Annotated in this window: 8 protein-coding genes and 2 pseudogenes; 6 read left to right on the top strand and 4 right to left on the bottom strand. The window is 52.7% G+C overall.

What is annotated here, in order from left to right; genetic code table 11:
* Positions 1-17 precede the first annotated feature (17 nt).
* Positions 18-974 (top strand): FecR family protein, encoded by a 957-nt coding sequence (locus V6575_RS20870; RefSeq protein ID WP_340277159.1) that lies wholly within the window; start codon positions 18-20, stop codon positions 972-974.
* Positions 975-1,265: 291 nt separating this feature from the next.
* Here the strand turns inward: V6575_RS20870 and V6575_RS20865 are convergent.
* The 3 genes and pseudogenes from V6575_RS20865 to V6575_RS20855 form a co-directional block, all read right to left on the bottom strand.
* Positions 1,266-1,967, bottom strand: a pseudogene (locus V6575_RS20865) (IS6 family transposase).
* A gap of 64 nt (positions 1,968-2,031) precedes the next feature.
* The gene (locus V6575_RS20860; RefSeq protein ID WP_340277157.1) at positions 2,032-3,525 is read right to left on the bottom strand and encodes a hypothetical protein; all 1,494 of its coding nucleotides are present in this window, start codon (positions 3,523-3,525) and stop codon (positions 2,032-2,034) included.
* A 77-nt stretch (positions 3,526-3,602) separates the two neighbouring features.
* Positions 3,603-4,307: a GntR family transcriptional regulator gene (locus V6575_RS20855; RefSeq protein ID WP_340277156.1), complete on the bottom strand. Its 705-nt coding sequence runs from the start codon at positions 4,305-4,307 to the stop codon at positions 3,603-3,605.
* 205 nt (positions 4,308-4,512) lie between these two features.
* On the opposite strand from V6575_RS20855, the gene V6575_RS20850 reads away from it, so the two are divergent.
* The 5 genes from V6575_RS20850 to V6575_RS20830 all read left to right on the top strand — a co-directional run bounded on the left by V6575_RS20850 (position 4,513) and on the right by V6575_RS20830 (position 11,959).
* Entirely contained in the window at positions 4,513-5,463 is a 951-nt protein-coding gene (locus tag V6575_RS20850; RefSeq protein WP_340277155.1) for a TAXI family TRAP transporter solute-binding subunit, read from the top strand.
* Positions 5,464-5,544: 81 nt separating this feature from the next.
* Positions 5,545-7,428, top strand: a complete 1,884-nt coding sequence (locus V6575_RS20845; RefSeq protein ID WP_340277153.1) for a TRAP transporter permease — start codon at positions 5,545-5,547, stop codon at positions 7,426-7,428.
* The gene (locus V6575_RS20840) at positions 7,425-9,521 is read left to right on the top strand and encodes a hydantoinase/oxoprolinase family protein (RefSeq protein WP_340277152.1); all 2,097 of its coding nucleotides are present in this window, start codon (positions 7,425-7,427) and stop codon (positions 9,519-9,521) included. The genes V6575_RS20845 and V6575_RS20840 overlap by 4 nt, the downstream gene beginning before the upstream one ends.
* Before the next feature lie 3 nt (positions 9,522-9,524).
* A complete protein-coding gene (locus tag V6575_RS20835; RefSeq protein ID WP_340277150.1) occupies positions 9,525-11,066 on the top strand; it encodes a hydantoinase B/oxoprolinase family protein in 1,542 nt (513 codons plus the stop codon).
* Between the two features lie 5 nt (positions 11,067-11,071).
* Positions 11,072-11,959, top strand: a complete 888-nt coding sequence (locus V6575_RS20830) for a DMT family transporter (RefSeq protein ID WP_340277149.1) — start codon at positions 11,072-11,074, stop codon at positions 11,957-11,959.
* Between the two features lie 40 nt (positions 11,960-11,999).
* Here the strand turns inward: V6575_RS20830 and V6575_RS20825 are convergent.
* Positions 12,000-12,795, bottom strand: a pseudogene (locus V6575_RS20825) (IS3 family transposase); the annotation flags it as partial.
* Positions 12,796-12,927 lie beyond the last annotated feature (132 nt).

The following is a 12,927-nucleotide window of genomic DNA, read 5'->3' as shown; positions in this document are numbered from 1 at the left end:
AAACCTTGGGAGACATAATGCCGAAACGGCGTCTTACTGGAGTGCAGCGCAAGCGCCATCAGGAGGCTGCGGATTGGGTTCTCCGAAATAGGGAACCGGAACAGTCCTCAGGCGATACACAGGCGTTTTGCGAATGGCTGGAATGTGATGCAGAGAATCAGAGGGCCTATGACGTCGCCGAGCAATTGTTGGGGGATGTTCGCGCAGCTATAAAATCTGATCCTGTGCTCAATAGTTTTGAAGCTAGACCTGCCAACACAATTAAAGCGGCTACCGGAACTTTACTGAGCTTGGCGGCTGCAGGAACCTTGTTTTTCTATTTCGATGGTCCGATGCGCCTGCAGGCAGATGTTCTTTCTGGCGTCTTAGATTTGCCCGTCGTTGAGCTTGCAGATGGCTCGACCATTCACATGAACGCCTCCTCGGCCATTGCATACAGTTACACAGATCATAGTCGCACTGTGTCTCTGCTTCGGGGGGAGGCGTTTTTTGAAGTCGCAGCTGATCCAGCGCGCCCCTTCACAGTGGTCATTGGCGGTACGCGCGTCACTGCCCTTGGTACGGCGTTCGACATCCGTCGTGGAGATGTAGAAACAGAAGTTACGGTGACACACAATGCTGTCTTGGTTGAATTCGCCGACCCAGAGTTGACGCCTGTGCGCTTGGAGGAGGGGCACAGCATCGATCACGGTGCAGACGGCAGCCTTAGTGAGATAACGCCGGCGAACACGAATTCAGTTCTTGCCTGGCAGCGCGGAATGCTGGTTCTCGACAATGCGCCACTGTCTTATGTGGTTGAAGAACTTGAGCGTCGCTTTTCTGGGAAAATCGTGATTTCCAATGCGGGCTTGGCCGACAGAAGAGTGAGCGGCACGATCGCGATCGCAAACACCCAAGCCGCCATTGCTTTCCTCGAAAAAGCACTCAATCTGCAGTCGGTGCAAATAGGCCCATTGATCCTATTGCGAGACTGAGGGCGTGTTTCAGTTCAAAAAGCACCGCTGATCGCAGGAGTTCCTATGTTCAATTGCCCCCCGTCTAAATTTGATTTCTAGAGTTTGATTATTTCGCATAATTGACCTGAGCCCCGATTTTTTCTCCAGTTTTGGGTAGAGTTCGTCGCCTGATAGGTCCAAAGGCCCCGAGCTTGTACATTTGGGCGTTTTGAGGAGCAAAGGATGATCATTTTCGCTTTTGCGATTTGGGCGTCCGGGTGTTGTCACATTAACTGCGCCGGGTCGCATGAAGGCGATTGTGTTCGCCGTTTAAGCGATGCTCGCAGCGACCTTCCACGCGTCGAAAGCCTCCAGGCGGTGGTATCTGATCTGAACTGTGGAGCGGCGGCGGCGGGCGGGACCGGAGAAGCGGTTGAATACGGCTGAGTGGCAGGACACATATCGTTGCAAGCCTCCCGGAGATCGGAATCCCTGCATGCATCGCTCTCACTTTCTGAACGGCAAATGGCTGTTTTCGGAACGATTGTTCAGACCTTTGTGGGACCGGTGCTTGAGGCCGGGCGCCACCTCGCGTTTCGCCACGCCGTACGATCTCAATTAGTCCGTCACGATCCGCCGGGGAATTCCGTGGCGCTTGATCCGCGACTTCAGAAGCCGTTTCGCAGCCCGTTTGTCACGTCTGGATTGTAAGATTTCCTCCAGAACCATCCCATCCTGATCCACAGCTCGCCAGAGCCAGAACACACGACCCGAGATCTCCACCCGGACGTCGTCCAGATGCCAAATGTCGCCGGGGTGCGCCGGGCGGCGGCGTAGATTTCGGGCGATGCCGGGACCGAACTTCACCATCCAGCGTCGGACGGTCTCGTATGAGACGTCGATCCCGCGCTCGAGCATCATCTCCCCGACTTCGCGCAGGCTCAGATTGAAACGGACGTAGAGCCAGACCGCGTGGGCGATAATTTCGGGCGGAAAGCGGTGGCGTTTGTAGCTGATAGGAGATGTCGACAGCCGGGTCACTATGCCGATTTCGGCAAGTTTGCAAATCTGCAACTGTTAACGTGACAACACCTATTCAGCCATTAGAGTGGGAAATCAGATAGATTTGTCTGCATCCATCGTGGACAGAATCAAAGCTTATCTGCTCGTTGTCCGGGCTCCATCGTGGGTGGAGATCGCAACGGTTGTGTTTGCCTAGGTCGGGTGGAGTAAAGAAGGAGCCAAGATCGTGACGGCGGTTTGTCTGGGTGTCAAATAGGAACAAAATGCGTTCGTTCGTGGACGAATCGGGGTAGGTGTCGGACAAAATCCAGCGCCCGTCACGAGAGTAGCTCATATGACCATTCTCTGTGAGTATCCCGTGTCCAATCACCTGTACGTCACCGGTTTCATCATTATAAAGATGATAGTGAATTTGACCGGAATGAGGTCCCCAAACGATGATTTCGCTATCGGATTTCCACATTGGGTGAGAAATCTGATACTCGGATTTTTCGTAGTCGAAAGTGCCCACATCGTTGATGTCAAAATTGTCGTCAAGCTGTGGGAGCGGATGATCAGTGCATTCAAGCAATTTCAGATTTCGTCCATCTCCATCAACCGTAAATAGGCGATGTAAAAAGCACGTCTCGTCTTCAACACGTTCCGTCCAGCGGTGAATGAACAAGAAACGGCTACCAGACGGGTTCGCTTCAAGGTGAGTTACCCAGTGAATTGCCTTGTCCATTGAGGCGACTGGGTCAAAGTTCTTTAGCTGATCTAAACTGACAATCATGCTGTATTCACCAGAACCAATATCCATCCGGTAGATCCCATCATCCGATGGGGCGAGGGCCAGTGGCGGTTCTTTATGGCTTGCCGGGTAACCGATCGTTCGGTGCGTCACCATGAACCGCGCGTAGTTAACGCAAAGGGCATAGTCGCCATGGGGGGCCACTACATAGATCGGCAGGGGCAGCTCGCGCCGAGCGCCGCTGTCCAAATCGACCAGGGTTGACGAAAAATCCGGATAAGGTGTGTCCCGCTCAGCTTGCGCCGCGCGCGTGTTGTAGATCACCTGATTCTTGTGGCCAACCCATTGTAACTGACAACCCATCTGCCAGTTCCACGCCGTCGTTTCACCCAGACTATGGAACTTATCATTATTGGTCAGGTCAAAATATCCGACAATCGCTGTTTCGCTGCCATCAATATCTCCAGTGAACTGCTGCACCCGATTTGCTAGAAGTCGATTGCCTGCCCGATCGAAGTTGGTCTTGTTGTAGTAACCAAAAAAATGATGAGCCGAGTTATCGCCAACCATACGGGTTTTTGCGGACTGTGCCAGATGGCAATTGGTATTCAAAACAAAGCACCTCAGTTTAATTTGGTTGTTATTGTATGCAATGCTAACCAGTTGGTCAACTGGCCGTGCGCCGCCGCAAAAATTCAGCGGATGCATCGCTAATCTTAAGGTCAATCCGGTGCTGCCGCGACAATTTGGGAAACGTACCCGCCACCTCTGTAGCGGAAAAAGTTCTGCAATTCGCAAGATGACGGGCAACACCGACGCAAATTGGTCAAGCGACAAGACCCGGCACCAAAAAAATTCGATGACGACAAATAAATCAAGGGAATAGCAGGATAAGAGCTCGCTGATACTTTGCGCTATCGTGACATGGTGGACGACGTTAGCTCATTCAAAGTACTTAGATGCGTGAGATGAGAGCGCCGGATATGTGCCCTTGCTGCGGCTTCTGCCGCGTCCGGATCACGCGCGCGAATCGCATCAACGATCCGCTTGTGTTCGCCATACAGCTCACCTGGCCGACCTTCTGGAATGTGATGAGATCCACGAAGCAGAGCCATGGAATCAGCGATGGCCTCAACCATTTTGATCAGGAAACGGTTGTGAGCCCCGTGATAAATCGCAAAATGCAATTTCCAGTTCAACTGGTTAAGCTCTCTTTTTGACAATGAAGGTTCGGTTGTTTCCTCAAGGATTTTCTCCAGTACATCGACTTCCGCGTCACTTGCATGTTGCGCGGCCTGCCCGGAGGCGATCCCTTCAAGTCTTTCACGAACGGCAAACAGTTCCGCCATTTCTTGCCGATTTAGCTCAGCGACAACAGCTCCGCGCTGCGCCTCAAGGACAACGCGCCCTTCTGCCTGCAGCCGCCGAATCGCTTCGCGTACCGGCGTCCGGCTGACGCCCATCATCTTCGCAACGCTTGCCTCTTTTACCCTCTCGCCGGGGTGAATTTCACCGTCACGAATTAACTTAAGAACACCTTGATAGGCAACTTCGGTCAGTGACGGAGTACTGCGTTCAAGGGCATCCCGAGACTCGGGTAGCTGATCTTCACGGGCCATGCATTTCCTAAAATACTGCGAGTCGGTTGAAGGCTTATAGTACACGGTTGCCGAAAGGTTGTCATTCTATCCAAACGCTATCCATTTATTGATACTCTGGCGAAATTTTTCCTTTTGGTTGAAAATGTATGCATTATTGACCATTGCCGTTTTTTTAGGTATGAGTAAGCTGTAGGCATTTAATTCAGACTTTGGAAGGAATGAAATGAAACGAGCAATCCTGAATGTCGTGGCGGGTGCCACAATCGTAGCGGCGGGCGCAATGGGTGCTCTAGCTCAAGACAAGCCAAGCGGCCTGACGTTTATCACTGCGGGCCAGGGCGGCTCCTGGTATTCAATGGGCGGCGGTATGGCGCGAATGCTCTCAGAAGCAGGCATCGAAACCACAAGCGAGATTGGTGCAGGCGGCGTCGGAAACGTACCCTTGATTAGTCAGGGCCGCGGCGATCTGGGCTTCACCACCACGATTGTTCCGCCAATGGCGCGCGATGCAGTCGAACCATTTACCGCACCGATTACAAATGTTCAGGCTTTGATGCGGCTGTCACAAAACATACTTCATATATCGGTTCGCGATGACGCTGGCATTACTGACATTGCTGGTCTGGCAGGGCAAAGCTATGCCTCGCAGAAAGTCGGGAACGTTTCGACCGAAGCATTCAAAAGTGCGCTGGCCGCCGTCGGACTGACCGAGGACGATCTGGAGCTGACGCGTGGAAGTCAGGGGTTTGGGGCAACTGAAACCAAGGACAGGCGCGTTGTTGGATTTACAGCGACGACCAATCCCCCTTCACCCGCTATGTCTGAAGTGACCCAGACCATGGATGTGTCTTTCCTGTCCATCTCTGATGATGTGTTTTCACAAATGGCAGAAACCAACGCCGGGTATGTGCGCGCTGTTATTCCTGCGAACACTTATCGCAATCAGGATGAAGACATCCAAACAGTTGGCACTGATCTGATCATCATTGTGAACGAAGACATGTCTGAAAATGACGCATACTGGCTGACTAGAACATTCGTTGAAAACCTTGAAGCTCTCGGTTCTATTCATGGGTCGCTCAGCGAATTGACGGCTGAGCATATGGCAGGTGTTACCGGTGCAGATCTGCATCCTGGTGCCCGGCGCTACTTCGAAGAAATTGGCGTTCTTTAAGCGAAGATCGAGTGGGGCAGATTAGTTTCTGCCTCTTTTTGTGCTTGGTAACCATGCCATGCGCAAACAGAGGAAACCAACATGACTGTAGAAAAAATCATGACCTTGCTGGGTGCTGTCGTCGCCTTCACAATGTCAGCATATTATCTCTATGCGGGTTTTTTCGGGGCTGAAGTGCCAGAAATCAACTATCCGCTGTTCCTCCTCTTCACCTTTGCAATCATTTTCCTCGGCCAAACAAATTTCAAGAATGCAGGCTGGAGAGGTGTGCTGGAACGAGCATGGACAGTGCTACTTTTGCTGCTATCCGTCTCATCAGCCCTGTACTTGCTGGTCAACTACCAAGCCATCACGAACCGGATGGTCATGGTGGACCCCATGAGCTTCTCCGACACATTCTTCGGAATAGTGATGGTCTTGTGTATCCTTGATGCGTGCCGCCGAACAATCGGAATGTCCGTTGTCCTCATCTGTGCGGTCTTTCTCGGATACAGCCTGTTAGGGGGCTACCTTCCAGGTGGGTTTGGACATCGCGGCTTTTCCGTTGAGCGCCTTATTGAGTACATCTACTTCACAAACGAAGGTATCTTTGGCGCGCCAATCGCGGTTATGGCAAGCTATGTATTCCATTTCGTTTTGTTTGGCGGGTTTTTGGTGGCAACTGGGGCGGGCGAGTTCTTTACCGATCTGGCCACCGCCCTGACCGGGCGCATGCGCGGAGGCACCGCCAAAAGTGCAATTGTTGCCAGCGGATTGATGGGCATGTTGTCCGGGTCATCCGCTGGCAATGTCGTTACCACCGGATCATTCACTATCCCAGCGATGAAAAAGCATGGATTTTCCGCGAGGTTCGCAGCTGCAGTCGAAGCCGTTGCCTCTTCGGGTGGTCAGTTGACCCCACCGATTATGGGGGCCGCAGCCTTTATCATGGCAGAACTGACGGGCATCCCTTACGTTGAAATCATAACGGTCGCGATCATTCCGGCATTCCTGTATTTTCTTGGCGTGTTTTTTATGGTCGATCTGGAAGCGCGCCGCCTGAATATTCAGCCCGAAGCCAACACTGATCCAGATCTTTGGAAAAGCTTACTGAAACGTGGGTATTTGGTTCTGCCCGTCGTGGTCATGCTGTATCTGTTGATTGACGGATGGTCGCCCACCACCGCTGCCGTGTACTCCATTCTGACACTGATCATCCTGACCGTCTTGTTTGACGGCGAAAAACGATTTTCAATTCACAAAATCATCTGGCGTGCTGCAACCGAAGCACCACGTGTCGTCGCACCGGTATCATTGGCCTGTGCCGTGGGCGGCATTCTAGTCGGCATAATCGGACTGACGGGTCTGGGCCTTAGAATCAGTGGTTTGATCCTTGATATTACAGGTGGTTATCTGTTCCTGACCCTGTTGCTGACCATGATTGTGGGCATCGTTCTTGGGATTGGAATGCCGACCTCCGGGGCCTACATTATTCTGGCAACATTGCTGGCTCCGGGGCTTGTGGGGTCTGGTGTTGAGCTCGTCGCGGCGCATATGTTCGTATTGTTTTCAGCCGCGAAATCCTCAATCACTCCTCCTGTGGCGATCGCGTCCTATGCCGCCGCCGCCATATCAGGGTCCGATCCATGGAAGACTAGCCTGACCGCGTTCAAGCTGGGTCTGTCAGTCTTCCTAATTCCCTTCATATTCGCCTACAATCCGGCGCTGCTCGGAATTGGCAGCTACGCTCAAGTCGGCTGGACCACTATCACAGCCATGTGCGGGATATTCGCTCTGTCCATATTCTGTATCGGCTGGCTGATTGTCCCCTTGAAACCATGGCACCGTGCAATAGCGGCGTGCGCAACCTTGTGCTTCTTCCTCACGGATAAGATTACCGACTTTGTCGGCGTTGCAATTCTGGTCGCGCTTTTCGCCCTCGCCCTAAAAGAAAAAGCCTCTGAAAATCAGGAACCCCTTGCATGACATCTTACGCACTTGGAATCGACATTGGCGGGACGTTCACTGACCTTGTTGTTCTCAATCTTGATACGGGGACAATCAACACTGCGAAAGAACTAACAACGCATGATGATCCGACCCGTGGCGTGATTGAAGGCGTCAACAAAATTGTGGGTGATTTTTGTGCCGCCGATCAAGTCGAGCGAGTGGTTCACGCAACGACGCTGTTCACTAATGCGCTGATCGAAAGACGTGGTGTCAAAGCGGGCCTGCTGACTACGCACGGGTTTCGCGACACGCTGGAAATATCGCGCGAACGAAAATACGACATCTATGACATTCTGCTATCAGTGCCGGACCCCCTGGTCCCCGATGACCTGCGGCGGGAAGTCCCGGAACGAATTCTGAACGATGGACAAGTCTACTCCGAACTGGACGAAACCGAATTGCAGGCTCAGGTAGACGCGCTTGTCGCTTCAGGGACAGAAGCGTTGGCGATCTGTTTCCAAAATGCGTTTGCGCACCCGTCGCATGAAATCCGCGCCAGAGAGTTGATTGCCCAATGGTATCCCGATCTGCCGGTTTCGCTGTCACACGAAGTGTCGCCACAGCTTGGCGAATATGAACGGATGTCAACGGTTGCTGCGAACGCGTATGTGCAGCCGCTTGCCAAAAACTATATTAACGGGCTGGTTGTTGCATTGGAAGAATTGGGCATTATGGCACCGTTCTTCATGATGCTTTCAAACGGTGGTCTGACCGATGTTGAAGAGGCTCAGAAGTTCCCGGTGCGCCTGCTGGAATCTGGCCCTGCTGCGGGTGTGCTATCCGCCGCAAGCTTTGGTCGGATGATGGGCGAAGAGGCTCTGATTGCGTTTGATATGGGCGGAACAACCGCCAAGATTGCTTTGGTTCAGGACAATGAACCCGATATCGCATACTCATTTGAAGCAGCCCCGGAAAAACGCTTTGCGCCAGGCAGCGGCCTTCCCATCAACATTTCAACCATCGAACTGATTGAGATCGGCGCCGGGGGCGGTTCAATCGCTCATGTGAACGATTTGGGTCTGTTGAAGGTCGGTCCGCGCTCGGCTGGATCGAAGCCCGGGCCGGTCTGCTATGGCCGGGGCGGTCAGGATCTTACCGTGACAGACTGCGATATGATCATGGGATGCCTTAATCCTGAATACTTTGCTGGTGGCAGTATCGATATCAAAATCGGTGAAGCCAAATCCGTGGCTGTAGGTCTTGGGTCTTCGATCGGACTTGACGCTGATGGGGCAGCGTTTGGTGTGTATGATATCGTGTGTGAAAATATGGCCGCCGCCGCTCGGGTCCATGTGGCACGACACGGTCAGGATGTTCGAAACTTTTCCTTTTTTGCCACCGGTGGCGCGGGTCCGGTCCACGCGGTGAACGTGGCCCGTAAGCTTGGTGCAAAACGTGTGATTATCCCATTGGCTGCCGGTGTGGCATCGGCGTTGGGCCTGCTTCTGGCGCCTGCGCGGCTTGATCGCGTGGCCCCGGTCGGCCAATCCCTCAATCGGATTGATCCCGCCGAGCTAAACACAAAGTTCGATGCTATTATCAGCTCAGCAGCGTCAATTGTCGAACGAACCGTAGCTGGCAAAAAGCCTCGCATCGAACGTTTCGCCGACATGCGCTATGCTCGTCAGGGTTACGATATTACCGTTAGATTGCCGGACGGTCCGGTGACCGAAGACACTCTTGCCACTTGGCGCGACCGGTTTGAAAGCGAATACAGAAAACAGTTCAGCAGTGTGCTTGCCGGGCAAGCGATTGAAGTGACAAATATCCGGGCCTTTGCCATCTCCCCGACCTTCGACGGCACAGTCAAGTTGGAAGTATCTGATGACGAGCAATCAAGAGAAGTCAGAGATCGTCCGCTCCATACGGGGCTGAGCGGGACATCCGATGTCATAACAGTTTTGAATCGTTCAACGATGACTGACGGCCAAACCTGGGCTGGACCATTGGTGATCGAAGAGCAAGACAGCACAGTTGTTGTTGGACAGGCGGCGGAGGTTCGCGTCGATACGCTTGGAAATCTCATCGTTGACCTGACACATGAAGCGCCAGCGGCGCTGGAGGGATAGACCATGGATCCGATTACACTTGAAACGCTCTGGACACGCATGATTTCCATCGTTGACGAAGGTGCGGCGGCGATGCTGCGGTCTTCATTTTCAACGGTTGTCCGCGATTCATACGATTTCTCTGTCATTATTACAGACAGAACAGGCAATTCTCTTGTACAGGCCACTGACAGCCTGCCTTCATTTATTGGGACATTGCCCCGAACGGTCCGCGCATTCCTCAAAGAGTATCCTGCCAACACTCTTAAACCCGGCGATGTGCTCATAACCAATGACATGTATGATGGGACGGGCCACCTTCCCGATATCTCAGTTGCTCGCCCGATTTTCTACAAAGGCGAATTGATCGCATTCGCGGCATCCACAGCGCATGCGCCTGATATTGGGGGGAAAATTCGATCGCCAGAACCGCGTGAGATCTTTGAAGAAGGCCTTCAGATTCCTATGCTCAAGCTCTTCAGTGGCGGCCAGATGGATCAAACTTTGCGAGCATTCTTGCGGAAAAATGTGCGGGTGCCCGACTTGGTCGAAGGGGATCTAGCGGCGCAGACAAGCACTCTCGAACTGATCGAACGTGGCATTCACAGCCTCATGGCGCAATACCACCTCCAAGACCTTAAGGAGCTGTCGCACGAAATACGTACGCGTGCGGAAAACGCTCTGGCAACAGCAATCGCGGCTGTTCCCGATGGCAGCTATTCGGCTGAAATGGAAACAGATGGATTGACGGACTCACCGATCACATTGCGGGTAAAGGTGACCATTAAAGGCAACGAGGTTTCTCTGGATTTTGCCGGTAGCTCGCAGCAGGTACCCAAAGCTATCAACTGCGCCTACTGTTACACGCTTTCGATGTCAGCCTATGCGATCAAATGTGCGCTCGCGCCAGATATCCCAAACAATGAGGGGTTTGTGACTCCAATTTCGGTTGAGGCCCCCGAAAGATCCATCGTGAACCCGGTTTTCCCGGCTTCAGGCGGGTCACGGGTTCTGATTGGTCACTATATACCTTCGCTGATTTTCCAAGCACTTGCCGAAGTGATTCCAGAACGGGTTCTGGCGGCATCGGGATCGCCGATTTGGTGTTTAAATCTGGCCTCGCTTGATTCTCAGGGTCGCCCGCAAGCAAATCTTTTCTTCTTCAATGGGGGAATGGGGGCAGCATCTTCACGCGATGGTATCCATTGTATGAGTTGGCCCGGCAATATTTCCGCCACTCCCAGTGAAGCGATTGACCAAACCGCCCCTTTGCATGTGGTTCATAAAAAGATCATCCGTGGCTCTGGCGGTGCCGGTCGTTATCGCGGAGGCGATGGCCAGTCCATCATGTTTGAATATTCTGGCAACGACGGCGCGGCGATTAGCTTTTTGTCAGAGCGAACCACTCAGCCAGCACCGGGCATTCAGGGTGGTTTGCCCGGCAATGTCGGCTATTTGCGCATCAACGGAAAAGATGTCGATCCAAAATCCCAGCACATTCTGAAGCAAGGGGACAGAATTGAAATGGGGACCCCGGGAGGTGGTGGGTATGGCCACGCGAGCTAATCCATATGAGTGATGTTCAAACGGGGCTCCGTCGTCAAGGTGTCCTGATGGCGTTATGCGCCGCCTTCTGCACAAGCACGGCCGGGGTTGCGGTCAGATTGATGGAACAAGCCAACGCTCTGGATATCTTACTGTTGCGCAGTTTTTCATTTTTTGCATTTCTGGCGATATTTATCTCACTGACCCGGCGAACCGGTTTGGTGGGATCAGTGCGCAGTTTCAACATAAATTCATTCATTGCGGCAACTGCGCTCACTGTCTCCCAGTTCTGTTTTATCTATGCACTTCTGGAAACGACAATCTCAAACGTTGTGCTGACCATGGCCGGTGTACCGGCTATCACCGCTGTCTTGTCGATCATCATTCTGGGACGCCCCGTCGAGCCGCGAACTCTGGCAATGATTGGGTTATGTTTTCTGGGTATCGGCATAATGGTCAGCGGGGGGCTGCGTCAGGGCTCAACACTTGGGTTTGCTCTTTCACTCATAGCCAGTATTTCGTTTTCGTTCATGCTGACATTTGTGAAAAAGCAGGGTGATACAGATACGCTGGCAACATTCTTGCTCTCAGCGTTTATGACATTCATTGCTTGCCTAGTCATGCAATTTAGCTTTAACGGCACGTTCTTAGATATTGTACTTTGTATCTACCTCGGGATTGTTACGATGGGTATCCAGCATATACTTGTGAACGGCGCCATACAAAGAATTGAGACGACGCTCGTGGGTTTGCTCACCAGAAGTCAGGCTATCATGGCACCACTTTGGGCGGTGTTGTTGCTTGGCGAAAGCATCGCGACCATGACGCTGGTCGGGGGGGGGCTGATCGCCATCGCTCTAACAACCGAAGCTGTCGCAGCGACTAAAGCAAAGAGAGGTGGTCCTAGATTTTAGACCAGTTTGCAGCCTTGTTAAGATGGATCAGGGTTTAATTTCAGGCTGCTAATCTCATTGGTTCTGTTTTGCTTGCATAGGCCTCATCTGGGGTCAATATGCCGTGGGTCGAATGGGGGCGCTCAGAGAGGTGTAGTAGGCTAGCCATTTGCTGATCCTGTCTCAAAGGCGTTCAGGTACACACATTCATATTTCAGCGACCGCCACAGTCGCTCGATTATGCGGTTGTCGCGCCAAGCGCCTTTCCCATCCATGCTGATTTTGATTTTTGCGTCGATCAGCACGTCGATCTAAGCGCCGCTGGTGAACTGGCTGCCCTGATCGCTGTTGAAGATCTCAGGGTTGCCGTATTTTGATAAGGCCTCTCTCAGGGCCTCCACGCAGAAGTCCGCGTCCATGCTATTTGACAGCCGCCACGCAAGTACTTTGCGACTGTACCAGTCCATGATCGCCATGAGATATAAGAACCCACGGCGCATCGGGATGTAGGTAATATCTGTACACCGGACTTGGTTCGGGCAGTTAATCACCGCGTTGTGCAGCAGATATGGCCAAATCTTGTGCTGAGGATGTTTCTTACTGGTGTTGGGTTCCTGATAGATCGGGACCAAACGCATGAGGCGCATCAAACGACGGATCCGATGGCGGCCACATTGGTGGTTGTTGCGCTTCATGTAACGCGCCATCTGCCGCGATCCGTACCACGGCGTTTCCAGAAACTGCTTGTCGATGATTTCCATGAACCGCAAGTTCTCAGCACTTTCGCCCATCGGCTCATAGTACAAATTGGACTGCGACGACGTCAGTAAAGAGCTGGCTCGGGAAATCTGCACCGCCCTTCTGATCAGCCCCACTTGAGTGGTCCACTTTGAAAGTTAGTGCATGATTGGCCTTTGGTCCATCGGGATGATGGCCTCTGGCGCAGGTGGGCGGTAGCCCAATGCACTATGGGGTCGCTTGGTGTTGTA

It is taken from the genome of Roseibium algae (assembly GCF_037783265.1).
Classification (GTDB): Bacteria; Pseudomonadota; Alphaproteobacteria; order Rhizobiales; family Stappiaceae; genus Roseibium; species Roseibium algae.
This window is presented reverse-complemented; position numbering and strand designations above follow the sequence as displayed.